At 69.9% G+C, this 17,333-nt stretch carries 17 protein-coding genes and 3 pseudogenes; 12 read left to right on the forward strand and 8 right to left on the reverse strand.

The genetic code is table 11. The annotated features are described in order from the left end of the window. Positions 1-53 precede the first annotated feature (53 nt). Positions 54-1,733, reverse strand: a complete 1,680-nt coding sequence (locus QFZ75_RS40215) for a CocE/NonD family hydrolase (RefSeq protein WP_307545655.1) — start codon at positions 1,731-1,733, stop codon at positions 54-56. 395 nt (positions 1,734-2,128) lie between these two features. Here QFZ75_RS40215 and QFZ75_RS40220 point away from each other — a divergent pair, with 395 nt between their 5' ends. Both QFZ75_RS40220 and QFZ75_RS40225 read left to right on the forward strand, forming a co-directional pair. Beyond that, the gene (locus QFZ75_RS40220; protein ID WP_307545937.1) at positions 2,129-2,371 is read left to right on the forward strand and encodes a DUF6233 domain-containing protein; all 243 of its coding nucleotides are present in this window, start codon (positions 2,129-2,131) and stop codon (positions 2,369-2,371) included. 47 nt (positions 2,372-2,418) lie between these two features. Then, on the forward strand, positions 2,419-2,625 hold the full coding sequence (locus QFZ75_RS40225) for a hypothetical protein (protein WP_307545657.1): 207 nt from the start codon (positions 2,419-2,421) through the stop codon (positions 2,623-2,625). A gap of 18 nt (positions 2,626-2,643) precedes the next feature. Here the strand turns inward: QFZ75_RS40225 and QFZ75_RS40230 are convergent, their stop codons facing one another. Beyond that, positions 2,644-3,306 (reverse strand): hypothetical protein, encoded by a 663-nt coding sequence (locus tag QFZ75_RS40230; RefSeq protein ID WP_307545659.1) that lies wholly within the window; start codon positions 3,304-3,306, stop codon positions 2,644-2,646. Positions 3,307-3,649: 343 nt separating this feature from the next. Here QFZ75_RS40230 and QFZ75_RS40235 point away from each other — a divergent pair, with 343 nt between their 5' ends. Together QFZ75_RS40235 and QFZ75_RS40240 are read left to right on the forward strand one after the other, a co-directional pair. Further along, positions 3,650-3,889: a hypothetical protein gene (locus tag QFZ75_RS40235; protein ID WP_307545661.1), complete on the forward strand. Its 240-nt coding sequence runs from the start codon at positions 3,650-3,652 to the stop codon at positions 3,887-3,889. Between the two features lie 53 nt (positions 3,890-3,942). After that, positions 3,943-5,988, forward strand: a complete 2,046-nt coding sequence (locus tag QFZ75_RS40240; protein WP_373466088.1) for a pentapeptide repeat-containing protein — start codon at positions 3,943-3,945, stop codon at positions 5,986-5,988. Between the two features lie 393 nt (positions 5,989-6,381). On the opposite strand, the gene QFZ75_RS40245 is transcribed toward QFZ75_RS40240, so the two are convergent. Next, complete coding sequence (locus QFZ75_RS40245; protein ID WP_307545665.1) at positions 6,382-7,164, reverse strand: GAF and ANTAR domain-containing protein; 783 nt, start codon at positions 7,162-7,164, stop codon at positions 6,382-6,384. 225 nt (positions 7,165-7,389) lie between these two features. Between QFZ75_RS40245 and QFZ75_RS40250 the strand changes: the two genes are divergently transcribed. The 7 genes and pseudogenes from QFZ75_RS40250 to QFZ75_RS40280 all read left to right on the forward strand — a co-directional run bounded on the left by QFZ75_RS40250 (position 7,390) and on the right by QFZ75_RS40280 (position 13,555). After that, positions 7,390-7,827, forward strand: coding sequence for an STAS domain-containing protein (locus QFZ75_RS40250; protein ID WP_307545667.1), 438 nt, complete (start codon positions 7,390-7,392; stop codon positions 7,825-7,827). A gap of 290 nt (positions 7,828-8,117) precedes the next feature. Continuing rightward, positions 8,118-8,906, forward strand: a complete 789-nt coding sequence (locus QFZ75_RS40255; RefSeq protein ID WP_307545669.1) for an MEDS domain-containing protein — start codon at positions 8,118-8,120, stop codon at positions 8,904-8,906. Further along, positions 8,903-9,871: a sensor histidine kinase gene (locus QFZ75_RS40260; RefSeq protein WP_307545671.1), complete on the forward strand. Its 969-nt coding sequence runs from the start codon at positions 8,903-8,905 to the stop codon at positions 9,869-9,871. The genes QFZ75_RS40255 and QFZ75_RS40260 overlap by 4 nt, the downstream gene beginning before the upstream one ends. A gap of 300 nt (positions 9,872-10,171) precedes the next feature. Beyond that, on the forward strand, positions 10,172-10,300 hold the full coding sequence (locus tag QFZ75_RS40265; protein WP_307545673.1) for a hypothetical protein: 129 nt from the start codon (positions 10,172-10,174) through the stop codon (positions 10,298-10,300). Between the two features lie 120 nt (positions 10,301-10,420). Further along, complete coding sequence (locus QFZ75_RS40270) at positions 10,421-12,163, forward strand: endo-1,4-beta-xylanase (RefSeq protein ID WP_307545675.1); 1,743 nt, start codon at positions 10,421-10,423, stop codon at positions 12,161-12,163. Between the two features lie 347 nt (positions 12,164-12,510). Beyond that, entirely contained in the window at positions 12,511-12,888 is a 378-nt protein-coding gene (locus QFZ75_RS40275; protein WP_307545677.1) for a hypothetical protein, read from the forward strand. After that, positions 12,885-13,555 (forward strand): annotated as a pseudogene (locus QFZ75_RS40280) (nucleotidyl transferase AbiEii/AbiGii toxin family protein). The gene QFZ75_RS40275 and the pseudogene QFZ75_RS40280 overlap by 4 nt, the downstream one beginning before the upstream one ends. A 250-nt stretch (positions 13,556-13,805) precedes the next feature. Here QFZ75_RS40280 and QFZ75_RS40285 read toward each other — a convergent pair. Both QFZ75_RS40285 and QFZ75_RS40290 read right to left on the reverse strand, forming a co-directional pair. Continuing rightward, positions 13,806-14,072 carry a hypothetical protein gene (locus tag QFZ75_RS40285; protein WP_307545679.1) on the reverse strand — a complete coding sequence of 89 codons (267 nt, stop codon included), beginning with the start codon at positions 14,070-14,072 and terminating at the stop codon, positions 13,806-13,808. 3 nt (positions 14,073-14,075) lie between these two features. After that, positions 14,076-14,639 (reverse strand): hypothetical protein, encoded by a 564-nt coding sequence (locus tag QFZ75_RS40290; RefSeq protein ID WP_307545681.1) that lies wholly within the window; start codon positions 14,637-14,639, stop codon positions 14,076-14,078. Positions 14,640-14,928: 289 nt separating this feature from the next. Between QFZ75_RS40290 and QFZ75_RS40295 the strand changes: the two genes are divergently transcribed. After that, positions 14,929-15,207: a hypothetical protein gene (locus tag QFZ75_RS40295; RefSeq protein WP_307545945.1), complete on the forward strand. Its 279-nt coding sequence runs from the start codon at positions 14,929-14,931 to the stop codon at positions 15,205-15,207. 188 nt (positions 15,208-15,395) lie between these two features. Here the strand turns inward: QFZ75_RS40295 and QFZ75_RS40300 are convergent. The 3 genes and pseudogenes from QFZ75_RS40300 to QFZ75_RS40310 all read right to left on the reverse strand — a co-directional run. Beyond that, a pseudogene (locus QFZ75_RS40300) lies at positions 15,396-15,868 on the reverse strand (isochorismatase family protein); the annotation flags it as partial. After that, positions 15,829-16,095, reverse strand: a pseudogene (locus tag QFZ75_RS40305) (hypothetical protein); the annotation flags it as partial. The pseudogenes QFZ75_RS40305 and QFZ75_RS40300, both read right to left, overlap by 40 nt. 297 nt (positions 16,096-16,392) lie before the next feature. Then, positions 16,393-16,791, reverse strand: coding sequence for a peptidase inhibitor family I36 protein (locus QFZ75_RS40310; protein ID WP_307545682.1), 399 nt, complete (start codon positions 16,789-16,791; stop codon positions 16,393-16,395). Positions 16,792-17,333 lie beyond the last annotated feature (542 nt).

The raw sequence follows: 17,333 nt of genomic DNA on the forward strand, positions 1-17,333 counted from the left end.
GTGCGGCGAGGGCGGCGTAGGTGGGTGTGAGTGCCTGCCGGGGCGTGCGGGTGTTACGTCAGGGTGGCGAGCGGGATGTCGATGTAGGACTCGTTGTCCTTGGGCGAGGTGATCTCGAGAGCGGCGGGGATGGTGTTGTCGTCCGCGAAGAACGGGTCGTAGCTGTCGATGATCAGCTGCAGCCGGCGTCCCTTGGCGAGGACGTAGTGGGCGGGCTGCAGGCGGAAGGTCACCGTGGCGGCCTGCAGGTCGGTCAGGGTGTAGGGGGCGTGGGTGATGATTGCGGCCCGGCCGGTGGACGGGTCGCAGTCCAGCAGGTAGGCGATGAAGGTTGCGTTTTTCGTCTGCGGCCTGACGGTGAGCCGGGCCTGCAGGTCGCCCTGGAGGCGCATCGGCTGCTCCAGCGGTGGCGTGGTCCACACGGCGGCGACGTCGCGCTTGATCTCGGCGGTCTTGTAGACGTGCGGGAGTCCCACGCGCTCGGCCAGGCCGGTCTTGACGAGATTGGGCGCGACGACGATGCCAGTGTCCGGGCCCGCGGCCTGCACGGAGCGGGTCCAGCCCGGCTGCGGCCGGCCCTGGGCCATCGGCGCGTCCTGCTGCCCGGCGGGCACGGCGCCGAGGTGGAAGCGCTGCTTGGGCAGGGCGTAGCTTGCCCAGTCGTCGTGGGGGAGGTCGGACAGCAGGTTGTGCATGTACTCCGAGCGGATGCCGAACTGTGGCGCGGCGCCGTCGCCGGCGCTGCCGCCGAGGTGGTGGTCCATCCAGCGGTAGGTCATCTCGGTGGGCTTGGAGATGCCGCCGAACAGGCCGGGCAGTTCGCCGTTGCCGTGGTCGCCGATCTGCACCAGGAGAGACTTGGGGCCGGTCAGGTTGGTGAAGAGGTCGACGACGGCGGGCACGGAGAAGATCGTCTCGTGCCAGTAGGTGGTCATCAGGATCGGCAGCTGGCGGTCGTTGTAGGCGTGCAGCTGCTGCGTCGGCGAGCGCAGGCTCGCGAACTGCACGACGGTGTCGTCGACGACACCGTCGCGGATCTTCTGGATGATCTCCTTGAACTCCGCCGAGCAGCGCTCCTCGTGGAACAGGGCCACGAGCGCCTCGAACGCCTTGATGTGCCGGGTGCCGTTCTCGAAGAGTGAGGCGAACAGGTCGCCCCAGGCGCTGGCGCCCGCCACGGCCTTGACCCGCGGGTCGCGCGCCGCCAGCAGCAGGCTGCACCCGGCGCCGTAGGAGGCGCCGAAGCACCCGATCCGCTCCGCGTCGACGCCTTCCACGCCGGTGAGGAAGTCGAGGATCTCGATGCCGTCGGCGACGTCCTGGGGACCGGCGACCTGGATCTCACCCTCGGATTTGGCCAGACCTCGCTGGCTGTAGGTCAGGACGGCATAGCCGCCCTGTGTCCAGCGCGGGATCGTGCCGAGGTAGGCCAGCCGGCCGAGGTCGTTCAACGGGGCGGGCATGACGATGGCGGGGCAGGTCTGCCCGGGCACGAGGTTGCGCGGCACGCTCAGCCCGGCGTCGATCCCGGTCCCGTCCGCCATGGTGATCCGGGCCTCGCGGTACTCGGCGATCTCCGCCTGCGCCTCGTAGGTGTCCGCAAGGCCCCACTGGTCGAGCGTGGCGATCCTGCGCGTCGACGGGTCGAGCAGCGCCTCGCGGATCGCCTCCAGCTTGGCGACGTCGTCAGGGCTGGCAGCGAACGGGTTCTCCGGGGATCCGTTGACCGGCATGGATGTGGCCGCCTTCCGTGGCAGGGACGCTGACGAGATGTCATAGAAATGCTCGCCCTTCCCTGATCACCCCTGAGGGCGTACCTCGCGCCGACCACTCAAACGAGTAGAGGGTGGCCTTCAAACCTCCCAGAGCAAACGAGGCGGGCCCCCGCCCCACATGACTCTGCCGGTCCCTCAGCCGGCCAACGCTCAACTCGACAGCCAAAACACCCAGCCACAGGAGCGCGAGTACGTTCGAGGACCTGCCTCCCGATCTGGCACCACTGACCACCTCGAGGACCTGGCACGCCGTGTGGCCCAAGCGCATCGACGCCCAAATCACCGCCGTGCAACGGCGCGACGCCGCGCAGGCGCGCGCCCATCGAGTCCGGCCGGCACAGCCGGAGCCGATCGTGGGACTGGGCATCGGTGCCGGGCTCCCGGCCGTTGAGATCCGCGCCGGCCACTGCTACGCCATCGGCACACGCCGCCAGGCCGTCCACCGCGGCGAAGCCCGCCGGCCCCTCGCCGACGGCGTACGCACCTGCAGCCACCGCACCCCGACACCACTCTGGAGATCCCGTTATCCAGCCACCCCGCCCCTGCCACCGCAGCGCGCTGACGGCCCCTCCACTCCTGAAGGCCTTCCACGCTGAACTGCGGTGATCCCCCACCCCCATCACCTCGGACAGGACAGCCAGCGGTGATCAGCACTCCCCCGCCGCCGATCAGCGAACCGGACCCTTCCTTCACCACCTCCAGCAGTTACGTCGGAGCGTGCGCCGGCTGCCAGCGGCCCATCCACCGCTACGGCAGCGGCGGACTGCCGCTGTGCCAGTGGTGCCTGGCCACCGCCCGCGAGAACTGGGGACCGGCCGTGCGCTTCACCAGCGCTCGCGCACAGAGCTGACACCTGCACGCGCAGCACTCACGAGCGGCCCGCGCCCGGGTGCCACTGGTCGACGAACGCTTCGAGCCGGCGGCGCTGGCGTTCTTCCTCCGTGATGCGGTCGGCGAGCACGGCTTCGTCGACGTACGGGGCGACGGCGGCCAGGACCAGGCGCTGGAGTTCCGCAGGGTCGAGCGCTTCCATCTCCCACTGCACCGGCCGCCGCTCGTCGAACCCGTACCGGCGGGCGAAGCCCGGCCACCGCGGGTCACCGGCCTTGCCCTCGACTGCGGGCAGGTCGTACGCGCGCACCTGCTCGTACGTGAACAGGATCCGTTCCACCCGGCTCCAGCAGTCTGTGCGGGTGACCCGGTCGCGCTCGATGTCCGCACCGGAGGCGTCGAAGTCCCCGACGGACAGCAGCACCGCCGGCCGCAGGTCACCGGCGGTGCGCTCGCGTACAACCTGCACATAGCTCTGGCTGCCGAAGCCCCGCACGATCAGCACCGGAATACCGGTGCGTTCGAGCCAGCCCGTCAGCTGCGCGGACAGATGCCGACAGGCGGGCGGGGTGTGCGGGAGCAGACCCTCGGCAACGAGCTGGTGGTAGGCCTGGCGCAGGGTGCAGCCGCCGACGTCGCCGTACCCGGACACGATGCCGGCCGCCCGTTCCACGATGTGCGCCCACCGGAGCCTGGCCACACCGGTACTTGTACCGCTTACGCAGCATCCCGTCAGGTCGTTTCGTCGCCGTACGCGTCCTGGCCAAGGCCGAAGTCGGAGAGCCGGCTGCGCAGCAGTACGCACATGGCCGCGGCCCGGGAACGAAGTCCCGGGCTGCGGCCGTGATGAAAAATGTGGTCATGGAGGGCGGTCGCCTACGCGGCGAAAGGCTCCATGAGGCTCTCATCTGCGACCACCGCAGCCTTGTGCTGCTGGTCATGGTCACCCCCGCCGACGCCCAGGACTCGCCGGCTGCACGAGAGTTGCTGTTCCGCCTTGCCCTGATACACCCCGAGATGAGCGAAGTACTTATCACCTGGGCGTGCATAACGCTCATGGGCAGAAGGAACGGCAGGATGCGCGTGATGAGCTGACGGCGCGGGTGTGGCTGAACGCTGATGTCAGTCGTCGGCTGCGTGCGATCGCTGCCCGTACCGGCCTGCAGCCGGAGCAGGTCCTGGCTCAGCTCGCCGACCGGGTCCGCATGGACGACACCGGCGCCCTGACGGTCGACACCTTCACTCCAAGCGGAGAACCCGTTCATGAACCGGTGTCACAGTGAAGCGGCCCGGGAAGTGCCGGCAACCGGCGCCTTGATACGTCCGTCCTTTGGGTATGACCATCCCGACACCTTCACTGCCTGTCCCCGGTCCACCGTCCTGGCCGCACTGCAGCCGGGGCGTGACGGAGCAGGATCCGGTCGGCTGCCGTGGCATTCACGTCCCCGGCCACAGCGTCTGCCTCGTTCACCTGGATCCCACCGAGCGCAGCGCCTACCTCGCCGGTCTGGCCCCTGGCGCGGACATCGACCACCGCGGCACCACGTTCACCCAGCCAATCCTGACTGACCTCCTCCACGCCCTCACCGACCCTGACACCGGCCGCCCTCGCATCGGACGGACTCAGTTCGAGTCGGCGACGTTCGAGGGCGATGCCCGATTCGGCTCGGTGACGTTCGAGGGCGACGCCGAGTTCGAGTTGGTGAGGTTCGAGGGCGTCGCCGGGTTCGGGTCGGCGACGTTCAAGGGCGTCGCCGGGTTCGACTCGGTGACGTTCGGGGGCGTCGCCCAGTTCGGGTCAGCGATGTTCGAAGGCGTCGCCGGGTTCTGGTTGGTGAGGTTCGAGGGCGACGCCCAGTTCGACTCGGTGACGTTCGAGGGCGACGCCTGGTTCAAGTCGGCGACGTTCGAGGGTGACGCCGGGTTCGAGTCGGTGGCGGTCAAGGGTGACGCCTGGTTCGGGTCGGCGACGTTCCAGGACGACGCCTGGTTCAAGTCGGCGACGTTCGGGGGCGACGCCTGGTTCGACTCGGCGACGGTCAGGGGCGTCGCCCAGTTCAAGTCGGCAGCGTTCAAGGGCGATGCCTGGTTCGAGTCGGCGACGTTCCAGGACGACGCCAGATTCGGGTCGGCGACGTTCGAAGGCGTCGCCCATTTCGGATGGGTGACGTTCGAAGGCGACGCCGAGTTCGGGCTGGTGAGGTTCGAGGACATCGCCGGGTTCGGGTCGGCAGCGTTCAAGGGCGACGCCGAGTTCGGGTCGGCGGTTTTCGAGCGTGCGGATGTCGTGGGGCCGTTGGTGTGTGTGGGGGATTTGGTTTTGTCGGGGGCGGTGTTCGGTGGTCCGGTGACGGTACTGGCTGCCGCAGGCCGGGTGGTTTGCAGGCGGACGCGTTGGTCGGCGACGGCGGAGTTGCGGTTGCGGTACGCGAGTGTGGACTTCGCGGGTGCGGTCTTCGAGTACCCCCTCACCATTGCCGCCGAGCCCGTCCCCCTCGTCCGATTCGACGGGAGCGCAGTGCCGGAACAGGCGTTCGCGTCCCTGCCCGGCGCGGGGATACGGCTGGTGTCGCTGCGCGGAGTGGACGCCGCGCATCTGGTCGTGTCCGACGTCGACCTGTCCGGGTGCCTGTTCACCGGAACCGTGCACCTGGACCAGCTGCGTATCGAGGGCCGGTGCCCCTTCGCCACGACGCCGGAGCGGACACACTGGCGGCACGGGCGCCCCGTGCGCTTCACCCGGCGTCGCACCCTGGCCGAAGAACACCACTGGCGCGCCGCCCAGCCCCGGGCCGTTTCCGGCTGGACAGGGGCGGGGCCGGACGGGACGCATGCGGGGCCTGCGCAGCTGGCGCCGGTGTACCGGGCGCTGCGCAAGGCGCTGGAGGACCAGAAGGACGAGCCGGGAGCGGCGGACTTCTACTACGGCGAGACAGAGATGCGCCGGCACGACCGTGAAGGCACCACGCTAGCCGAGCGGGGGCTGCTGCACGGGTACTGGCTGTTGTCCGGCTACGGACTGCGTGCCTCCCGGGCGCTGGGCTGGCTGGCGGCCGCCATGCTGGCCACGGTCCTGTTGCTGATGGGCTTCGGTCTCGCGCAGGAGGATCCCAGGCAGCAGGCGACCGGCGCTGTTCCCCCGGGCGGGGGGAGGGCCGTTTTCACCATCGACCAGGCCGATCCGGTCAACCCCACCGGCGACCGCTTCACCGGCGACCGTTTCGAGAAAGCCCTGAACACCACCCTCAACTCGGTGGTGTTCCGTTCCTCCGGCCAGGACCTGACCACGGCGGGCACCTACATCGAGATGGCCTCCCGCCTGACCGAACCAATCCTCCTGGGCCTTGCGGTCCTCGCCGTCCGCAACCGCGTCAAACGCTGACCACACCCCACCCGCCCGGCGTCAGCGCAAAGCACTGCCCCCGGGCGCGGGCAGCAGCCCACCACGAGCACGTTTTGAGGATCGTTCATGGCAGTGGCGGTCCTGCCGGGGGCCTGATCGTATGTCGCCATCTCGAGCGGCCTGGCCGTCGTCGCTGCCGCGCAGCTGCTTTCGTCCCATCGGCGGCCGAGCCGGTCATCCCGCGTACCGATGGCGCAGGCTGCGCAGTCGGTGCGCAGCGCACGAGGGCTGATTGCGCACAGCGGGCCGGGCATTGCGCACTCAACCGGCTGCCGGCGCGGCAGGCCGCTCTGGCGCAGGCGGCTGGCGGCCGTGTCCTTGTTGCGCAGTCCTGTCGCCGCACCGGTCTGCGCCGCGGTCGGCCCCTCACCGTCAGGTCCTGGCGTCATCGGTGTTGCCGGGCGGTGGGGGGAGGGTCACGGTTTCTTCGACGACGGCGCGGGCCAGGTCCGCGATGCGGATCCGGTGCCGGCGGGCGTAAGCGCGCAGCTGCTGGAAGGCGGCGTCGGGAGTGATCCGGTGGCGGGCGATGAGGAATCCTTTGGCCCGTTCGATGAAGACGCGGGTGTCCAGGGCCTGCTGGAGCTGGTCGTGCACGGCACGGTGCTGGTCCAGGGTGGTCTGCTGGAGCAGGGAGATGGCGGTCGCATCAGCCAGGGCCCGGGCCAGAGCCCGGTCGGGTTCGGGCAGGCTGCCCGGGGTGCGGCGGAAGAGGTTCAGCACGCCGATCGTCTGGCCGCGAAGGAGGATCGGCGCGGCGTGGACGGAGGTGTAGCCGGAGCGGCGGGCGCGGGCGCTGAAGCGAGGCCAGCGCGGTGTCGGAGCGGCGGCGAGCGGGTGGTCGACGGGGGTGGCGGTGTGGAAGGCGGTGAAGCAGGGGCCTTCGCTGGCGTCGAGTTCGAAGAGCTCCACCAGGCGCACGGCCTCAGACGTCGAGGCAGCCAGGCGCAGGGGGCCGGCGTGGGCGAAGAGCATCACGCCGGCGTCGTCGATGTCCAGAAGACTCATGCAGTGTTCGGCGACGCGGTAGAGGAAGTCGTCGGGGTCGAAGTCGGCCGCCAGGGTGTCGGCGAGGTCGATGAACGCGGCAGTGACCCTGGCCTCGCGCGAAGGCTCCTCCGCACCGCTGTGCCCAGACGGTGTCGACGGTGACATGAGGCGGCCTCCGGCGGGATGAGAATCCTGGACCGGAACCGGCAGCACGCTACGGGGACTGGGTGGAACACCACCCGGACACGGCCTGAAGCCTTGCAGCGTACTGCGCCTCACCGGTTGGAGTCCGGCTCGGCAGCCCGATTCTGACACCAGTTGAAGATGGGTATGGTCGGGTTGTCGGTATCCGCTTCGGCAGTGAGGCGGATCGTCAGGCACGGGGAATTCATGCCCGAACCTCTCGAGCTCCGCCTGCTGATCACACAGCATCAGCCGGCCGGGACTGTCGCCGCGGTCGCCCTCACCGGCGAACTGGACGCCTCCACCTCCAGCGACCTGGGCGAGACCGTCTCTCGCCTCGCTGCGCAGCCCGCCCGGCCACTGCGCCTGTGCCTGTGCCTGTGCCTGTGCCTGGATCTGACCGGCGTCACCCACTGTGACAGCGCCAGCCTTTACACCCTGCTCGGCATCTGCCAGGCCCTCGACCTGACCGGCATCACCGTCACCATCACCGCCGCCGGACCGGCCGTCCTGAGCGCCGTCGACCGCCACACCCTCGAGAAACGCCTCCCCCTCCAGGCAGTCCTGAAAAGAACCTGGCCTTCCGTTCAGGAACATGCCGGGACGGACCCCGTCGGGGACGGGCCGGACAACGCTCACCGCTGACGCTGACGATGCACGCAGCCGCCCCAGGATCACGCGGCCGATCGCGGTGCATCGGGGGGCGGATTGGTGGTGCAGCGATCACGGCGTTACGCGCAGGATCGCGACGCGGGCCGGTGACGGCCCGCGGTGGGCAGGAGCGCAGGAGCGCAGGAGCGCAGGAGCGCAGGCAGGTGGGACCGTATACCGGGCGATCTTCGTCCGGCTCGGCGATCGCCTGGGCGGCCCCTTATTCTGTATGCGTCAAGATGGTGGAAGGTCGGGAAGGGGACCGGGTGAGAGCGGCTCGGACGTTGGCTACGTTCGACGACGTCGAGCTGGGGGACCACGTCTGCTGGCGCTCGGACTCCGCGGCCGTGTCCCCTGCGGGTGTGCTCGCCTACGTGGCCGACGGCGCCCTGTACGGCGACAAGATCGTGGTGGTCGGCTCCGCCGGCGCCGTCTCCGGCCTTCCCCGTGCGGCAGTACCCACGGCCTCGGTGATCCTCGATCTGCCACGCACCGCGGACCCCGACTCCGTCCTGGCCGCGGTGCGCCGGGAGGCCCGCACCGCGGCCAGGGAGGGTTACCGCTCGGTGCGTGTCCTCACCGAACGGGTGCCGTCGGCGGCACCCGGCGCGACCGAGGAACTGGTGGCCCAGGAGCTTCGGCTCGATGAGTTCGCCTCGGAGAGCAACGCCATCGTGGTGTGCGCCTTCAGGCCGTCGCAGTGGAACGTGCCTACCCTGGACCATGTGGCAGGTGTGCACCCGCACGAGATGGGCATACGCGCTGAACGTCCGGCCTTCCGGATGTACAGCACGGGCGCCGACAGCTGGAGCGTTGACGGAGTGATCGACTCGGAGTGCGCGGACGCGTTCAACGCCGCCGTACGCGCGACGATCCGGTATTCCCCCAGGGTGAAGCTGCGCTTCGACACTCTGGACATGATCGACGCCGCCGGAATGCAGGCGCTCGTCGACGCCGCCCGTCACCTGCCGGACCGCCACATCCTGGTGGAAGGCGCCAACGAGACCGTGCGCCTGTGCTGGGAGCTCGCGGGCTACGCGGCCACGGATCTGCCGGTGGTGATGGCCGCATGAACGCCCTCCCACCCTCGACGGCGTCCGGCCGCAGCGAGCCTGCGTTCCGCCACGAGCTCTACCCCTACCGCAACAACGCGCAATTCCTGTCCGGGACCCTGGAGTACATCCACGAGGCACTGGAAGGCGGTGAAGCCGTCGTCGTCGCCGTCCCCTCCGACAAGGCATCCCTGCTGCGCGGCGAACTCGCCGACGAACCCGCCGTCACCTTCATCGACACCAGGACGCTCGGGCCCAACCCCGGCCGGCTCGTCAACGCCTGGACGACCTGGATGGAGGAGCAGGGCGCGGGCGACAGGCCGGTACGGGGCATCGGCGAGACAGCATGGCGCGAGGCCCGCAACGCCGCGCACCTGTCCGAGCTGCGCTATCACGAATGGCTCCTGAACCGGGCCTTCGCCCGCAGTTCCGCCTGGTCGATGCTGTGCCCCTACGACGACGCCGACGAGGACCCAAGCGCCCTGCAGTCCCTGTCCCGCTGCCACCCACTGATCCGCCAGGACGGCCACCACATCCGCAGCGAGGCATACCTCACCACCGGCGAATACCCCTTCGATGCCCTCAGCCCCGCGTGCGACCCCTTCCAGGAACTGCACTACACCCACGGTGACCTGACCGCGATCCGCTCGAAGGTCTCCCAGTGCGCCTCGGACGCAGGCGTCCCCCAGGACCAGCTCCAGAAACTGGCCGTCGCCGTCACAGAGATCGCCACCAACAGCATCCGGCACGGCGGCGGCCACGGCATCCTGCGCACCTGGACCCAGGACTCGACGTTTCTGTGCGAGTTCCGCGACACCGGCTACATCCCTGACGTGATGGCCGGCCGCACCCGCCCCGCTCCCGACCAGATCGGCGGCCGTGGCCTCTGGCTCGTCCACCAGCTCTGCGACCTGGTCGAGATCCGCTCCACCCCCGACCAGGGCACCATCATCCGCCTCCACACCGACCTTCCCCCGCCCAACTGACCTGGCGGACGGCGGCCACCAGCAGACCCTGCGTCCCCACGTCGAAATCTCCGCCGTGCAGTACGACTCGCCAGGCTTCGACAACCGCTCCGACCGCTCCGACACCGCCGCCCTCCGAGGCGACAACAACCGCCGCATCGACACCGAGTCCTGAGGTCGCGGTCACGGCGGCGGTCACCACCGCCGCTGAAAAAACTCGTTCAAATCACGCCCCCGTGATCGCTACCTGGGGCCACAGGACTCGTTCCTCCGGGGCCAACAGACACGTTCGAAGCCAGGCATGCGCTGGTAGGTGGTTTGGTGCGGGTGCGGCTGGCGGCCGATCCCAGCCGTCGGCTGCGCGCCATCGCCGCCCGTACCGGCCTGAACCCCGAGCAGTCCTGGCCCAACTGGCCGGACGGGTACGCATGGACGACACCGGCGCCCTGACCGTCACCACCTTCACCCTGCACGGACCGATCGTGGGCATCGGGACGGTGTCCTGTGTGATGAACTGTGGCCCGGTTTCGAGACGTTGATCTCGTCTCGGACAAGAGAGTGGGAGGGACCGTGGACCTTGGTGGGGGGATGTGGCAGCGACTGACCGCCGTGGTGCTCGTCATGGCGGTGGCGGCCGGGTGTACGGGGCAGGGCGAAGGCGCGGGCGGCGGAAACGACGAAGACCTGCTGCGGAACCACGACTGGACGCAGATGCCGGGCACCACCGCGCGGAACGACATCCTGCGGGTCAGCGCATTGGATCGGCACATCGTGGAGCAGGACTCCTCCGGCGGCCAGCCCAACCCCCCGCTGAACCTGGCCGGCCCGCATCTTAGGTCCGACGGCGACTTCACCGTCACCGCGCGCATGTCCGGTGTGGGTGACGATGACGGCGACTCATGGCTGCGGCTGTACGGACGGGTACCGGTCATCTACGACGAGTGGCGCCAGGAGCGGCCCTCACTCCGCGTCGGCGTGACCGCCGACGGACAAGTGAAGGTACAGATATGGGACGGCGAGGGCGATGAGCCGGCCATCTCCAAGGATTTCGACTGCGGCTGCTCCGGGACGGTGACGCTCGCCGTGTCGAGCATCGGTGACACCTTCCGCGTGAAAGCCGACGGGCGGCGGCTGGGAACCGTGCGGGACCCGGGGGTGTTCGCCGAAGGCACTGTCTGGTTCGGTCTGGAGGCGGACGCGGGCGAGGACGAGCGCCGCGAGGGATGGCGTCTGACGCAGCTGATCGCGCGGGCAGAGAGCGGCGACTCACTCCGCGTGATCAAGGCGCCGCAACTACGCCAGGAGCAGTCCGACGACTCGCTGCGTGCGCGGGCCGCAGACGTGGGGCGGCCGTTCGACGTCGGCGCCGCCCTGACCGAGAACCCGCTGCTCACCGACTCACGCTACCGGGCGCTCGCGGGGAGCCAGTTCTCCATGCTCACTCCGGAGAACGCGTTCAAGCCACAGTTCCTCCACCCACGCCGGGGCGTCTACGACTTCCGCGACGCGGACCTACTCGTACGCTTCGCCCGCGCAAACGACATGAAGGTGCACGCGCACACCCTCGTCTGGCACGAGGCTCTGCCCAACTGGATGCGGGAGAACGACGACCCCGAGGAGGTGCGCCGGACCATGCTCCGGCACATCGCCATGGTCGCCGGGCACTTCAAGGGAAAGGTCGCGGAATGGGATGTGGTCAACGAGCCCATGTCCGACGACGAGAAGAGCTACACCAATGGGGATCTCGGTCTGCGCTCCGAGCAGAGCCCGTGGTTCGAGGCCATGGGCGAGGAGTACATCGACGAGGCGTTCAGGGCCGCCCACCGGGCCGATCCGAAGGCACGGCTGTTCCTCAACGAGTACGGGGTCGAGGAGGAAGGCGAGCGGTGGGACGCCCTTTACGATCTGGTCACGCGGCTCAAGGAACGCGGCGTACCGATCGACGGCGTGGGTTTCCAGAACCATGAGTACGCACCCGGCGACCGCATCGACCCGGAGACCTTCCGCAGCCATGTGCGGGATCTGGCGGAACTCGGGGTTCAGGCGCGGGTGTCGGAGATGGACGTCCCCATAGGTGAGGACGAGGAGGACGGGCGGCAGACCCAGGCTGATGAGATGGCGGGCAAGTTGCGGGTCTGCCTGGAGGAGCCGAACTGCACATCGTTCTCCACATGGGGATTCACCGACCGGTACGGTTCCACCGCCGACACCGAGATCTATCCTCCGCGCACGGCCGATTCCCTGCCGTGGGACGCGGCCCTGCGGCCGAAGCCGGCGTACGAGCGCCTGCTCGAGGCCTTTATGAGCGGGTGAGGGCGGACGCCGTTGGGACCATCCCCGCGGGCGCGGGGATGGCTCCGAGAACAGGCGGTCGCCAAACGCGGGACCGCCCCGCTCCCCCGCACCCGCGGGGATGGTCCCGTGGCCGCACCGCCACCCCCTGCTCCCCGCATCCGCGGGGATGGTCCCCGGCTTGAGCAGCACTTCGGTGCAGGAGGCCAGCCGCTCTCGGCCCCCTACCGAACCGGAGAGCGAGGCAAAGTTCCGCACAACGGCAGGCGGCCCGTTCGGCCGGACCCGGCCGGTCGCCGCGACCTCGTTCTTCGCCAGGTCCCCACACCCTGCCCCGCGGCTGCCGCGACAGCCGTCATGATGAAGGCATGGCAGTCAGCAGGCAGTCCCCGTGGTCCGGTCCGGACCTGGCGGAGGATCTTGCGCTCTACCGGGAGAAGTTCCAGCGACGGCTGCCGGCCGCCCTGGAGGATCTGCAGGGTCCGGCGGTGGGCGTGGTCGAGCTGCCGATCCACGTGGCGTGGTCGGGGATGAGCGCCTACGACCTGGGCAAGCCGCGTCAGCGCATGGGGCTCTACCGCACCGTCCTGCACGAAGGCCTGCGCGAGGATCTGCCCCTCTACCTCAACCACCAGCTCCTGTTGCAGCTGTGGCCCACCCTGCGCTCCCTCGTGGGACGCACCGTGCGCACCGTGTGGGAGGACGCCTTCCCGCAACTGGCCGCCCGGGGCCGGTCGGTGGCGTGAGGGATCTGCCGGAGCTGCATGCGCGGCTGCTGGCCGACGTGATCGCCCTCGGCGCCCCCTACCCCCTGGTCCTCACCGGCGGCTACGCGGTTCGGGCGCACCGGCTGGTGTCCCGGCCCAGCCAGGACCTGGACGTCGCGACCGAGAACCCGGCGCCCATGGCCGAGATCGCGTCCGCCGTCGGGGACGGGCTGGTGCAGCGCGAGGGTGGCGGGTGCGGTCGCTGGAGACGGCGCCGCTGTCCGCCCGCTGCCCCGTGACCGACCGGGCCACGGGGCAGGAGTGCGAGGTCGACATCCTCAAAGAGATCTTCTGGAATCTCATAGCCCACACCGCCTACGGGCCCGTCCTCGCCGAAGAGGACGTGATCGGCACGAAGGTCCGTGCGCTGGCCGACCGCGGCGCACCGCGGGATCTGATCGACGTGTTCGCCGCCTCACTGCACTGGACCACCAGCGACCTCGAGGAGTTCGGCCGCCGCCACGCCCGCGGACGCTTCGAACGAGAAGACCCCCAGGCCAGCCTCGCCGGCGCCGAGTGGACCGACAACGACGCGATCGCCGCCCTGCGCGCCTGGGCCCTGCGGTGGGCCGACGGCCTCGCAGCCCTGACGTACACCGCACTCGGCTGCGCAACGCAGCGAGTCCCTCACCACGGACCGCGGTGAGGGACTCGCTGTATGTGTGAGCGCCGGGCAGGCCTTGCACCTGCATCTCCCCGCAGGAAGCGGGACGTCTTTCCTTGGACCACCAACGCGCGAACCAGCACCCGGAATTCAGGTGCAGTGCTCAAGATCAATGATAGCGGATCTTTTCCGGCGGGCGCGGCCGGGTAAGCGGCGCCCTCGATGACGGCGGTCAGTGCGGGTCAGGGCGGCACACATATGCAGGACGGTGTGCCGGGGCCGGGGTTTTCGCTCATGAGAGGTGCGGTGCGACCGGAGGGCGGACGCGGCGGCTGTCGGGCCGTTGGCCGATCTCGCGGTCGGCAGCTTCGCGGCGGGCGCGGGCGTTGCCCAGGGCGAGCAGCAGTGCGTCCTCCTCCAGACCGTCGCACTGGGCCTCGAGGGCGGATGCCTCGGTGGTGCGGGCCTGTTCGGCCTGTTCGCGGGCGTCGGGGTAGAGCCTCTTGCGGCGTGACGTTGCCGGGCAGCGGCAGCGGGATACGGATGGCTGTGATGTCACCGATCAAATCCATAAAGGGGCGGGTAAGCAGGTGCGCGGCCAAAAGCAGGCGTCGCTCTCGAACAGGTGGGCGGCGGCGCGTGCGGCGATGTCGTCGCCATGGGTCTGCCCCCAGGATGCGGGCGGCGCTGCGCCGGGCCAGCGCAGCCACACCTCGTCCGGGACGGCGGCGTCGGCGAAGTCCGCGGCGTCGGCGAGCGTGCCGGGCGACAGGTCGGCGTCCGGCATTGTGGTCCACCACCGTGCTGCCGCCTCCAGCGCGATACGGGCGGTCGGCTCCAGCGGGGCGTCGTCGGGGCCCGGCCGACGCGGAGTGTGAGCGGTGAGCGCGGCCAGGAGCCGACAGGCCGCGGCCGCGCCATCGGAGCTGGCGGCCAATTGTGTCCAAGCGACTACCGGATCGCCCAGCAGGTCACCGGCATGACCGGCGCCGGTCAACAGGCCGGGGGCCAGGGCGTGCAGCCGGGAGTGGGCTGCGGTGAACACGCCGGTGTGGCGGTGCCAGAGCGGCAGGTGCATGCCGGTCGCAGTGTCGACCGGCTCATCGCCGGCGTGCGCGACCAGCACGTCGGCGACCAGATCCAGGACGTCGCCGGGCAGTGCGGCGCCGGTGCGGGTCCGGGCGACGGCGTGCTCCGCACTACCCGGACAAGGTCACGTCCGGCCGGACCACCGCAGAGCATCACGCGTAGCTGGTCGGGTCCGGTGTGGGTGCCAGGAGGCCCGGTAACGGGCTGGCGGCGTCAGGGAGATGCCCGGCGTCGAAGTCCGGCATCGAAAGCCCTCTGTCCGTCCTGCTCGCAGCGGCCACGGCGAGCGTCCTGGCCGGTGCCCGCTCACTGACCGCGATCATGGAATGGGGCACAGATGTCCCGGCCTGGCCTGCCGGGCCCTCTGCTTCCCCGTCGACCGGCTGACCGGCACCGTGTCGGTCCCGCATCCCCCCACCCCGCACCGCCTCCTGGTCCAGTTCGACGACCACGCCCTGGACCGGGTGATCGGCGCGTTCCTCGCAGCCCGGGCCACGTCTGTCGAACCCGGGTTGCGGGCGATCGTCGTCGACGGCAGAGCACTGCGCGGCTTGCGCACCGCGGTCCTCACCACCAGCGCTCCGAGGAGATGCGCTGGTTCCTGAAAGTCGGTCCGTACGAAATCACCGGCTGAAGCGACTCGGAAGGCACGAACCTGAGCGCTTTCCCAGGCGGTCACCTGGTTCACACATCCAACGACCACACCGCCGGAGTGGCCCCTACCAGGGAAGCCCGTTGTCGTGTCGTGCCCGTCTCCTTGGCGGACAGTGGACCACTGGGGCGAGACCGGCACCTCACCGGAGATGGCAACGCCTGCACGGCGGAAGTCCTCCGGAGTCGACGCTGTGGTGTCCGGGGCGACGCCGACCGAGTAGTCCAGGAGTACCCGGGCCCGGAGCCCGGCCTTGACCGCGTCAAGGGCCGTCGCGCGGACGCAGTGGTCGGTGGCGATGCCTACTACGTCGGCCTCTTCCACCGCCCGCGAGCGCAGCCAGTCCGCCAGGGGTGTGCCGTGTTCGCCGGCGCCTTCGAAGCCGCTCTTGGAAGCGCTATGGGCACCCTTGAAGAAGACGGCATCCACCTTGCCCCCCGGCGGCTGTGGGAGCGAAGTTCGGACTGATCGTCAGTTCCCGCACCGCGCTCCACCAGATCGGCGGCAGCAGTCGCGATCCGCGTCCCGCCCGAGACCGGGACACTGCTTCCCTCACACGGGCTGAGCAGGCCGGTTATGCGGCTGGCTCGTACGTCACGGTCCGGTCCGGGCATTCGGCCGCCGCCTCGCGCAGCGCCGTCACCTCTGCCTCATCCGCTGTGAGGCTCCAGTCTGCCTCGTCCGCTGTGAGGCTCCAGCGGATCTTCGTTGCGACCCACTCCGCGACGTAGCGGCAGTGCACCTCGGCAGCCGGCGGCCACTGGGCGTGATCCTGGTCTGCCTTGGACCTGTTCGAGCGGGCCGTGACAGGAACCGGGCTGGTGGCCGCACCCTGGTCGTTGCACGTCCGTCCCGGTCTCCCAGCTCACCGACCCCGCCGTGCGCACTCTGCGCACCGCACTGAATGCCAACACCCCCCCAGGCTTTCCGGGCGGCGCCGACTCCGGACGCCACCATGTCCGACGACGGCTCCGAGCGCGACCTCGACGACCGGAACGAGCGGAAGATCTTCTCCTCCAACGAGCAGCTCGGCGCGGAAAGCGAGCATGACGGCGGCCCCCCCTTCCGGCGAAGGACCGGCTTGGCGAACTCGGGCAGGGCGCCTGTGCGCGGGCGCCCTGCGGTCCTGCCGGATTCCCTACTGAGGCCTGAAGGAACGGATCTGGTAGCTGCCCTGCAGGTTGCCGCCGGCGTCGGTGGGGGTGGACCCGACGCGTGCGTGGTAGTTGGTCTGCGTGTAGTACTGCACGCGGTGCCCTGTCCTGTTCCAGACGGAGCGGACGTTCTGTCCCCGCTGGATGAAGGAACAGTCGTCGGCGGTGTTCGCCTTACTGGCCTGCGACCACTGACAGCGGGTTCCCCCGCCGTTCCAGTCGCTGTAGATGCAGAAGTATCCGGGGGCGCAGTTGTAGGCCGCCCGGCTGCTGAGCACCGCGGGGGCCTCAGCCGCGGCGGGGGCGACGGCCGCGGCGGGTACCGCCCCGAAGGCCGTGACCAGGGCGGCTGCGGCGACGGCGAGCGAGTGGATCCGACGCATGGCAGGGTCTCCTTTTTCTCGTCGGCGGTGTGGAACAGCCACGCCGCCGTGGACGGACTGAGCCGCTCAGGTGGCAGCTCAGTCACCGGGCAGGCCAACGAGGCGCCCCCGATCAAGAAACGGGAGAGGGCCGGCTGTGGCTCTGCCCGCTGATTCTTCGTCCGGTATCCGCAGCACAGCGGATCCCGGCCCTTTTCCTGGATTCAGGTCACAGCACGGCGAGGTGGAAGGCGGTGGCCCTGCCGCCGCCGGTGGGGTTGTAGGTGGCAACCGAGATGCCGTTGCCGCCCGCGCAGCCGCCCGGGATGACCCGAACGGTGTGGAGCCCGGGGTGTCGCGAGGTGTTGCCGTGACGACGGCCCGGGACAGGTCGATGTCTTCGTTGCCGATCTCGACGCAGCAGCCGTGGCCCGAGGCGGTGACCGCACCCACCCCCTTGGAGTGCGTGAGCGTGCCGTCCGCCTCGACCGGCGCGCCGGCCTGCGCGTAGGGGGGCCTGGGAGGTACTCGCGTCCGGGGCCGCGACAGCCACCCCGGCCAGC

Origin of the sequence: Streptomyces sp. V3I8, assembly GCF_030817535.1 — a bacterium.
Lineage (GTDB): Bacteria > Actinomycetota > Actinomycetes > Streptomycetales > Streptomycetaceae > Streptomyces.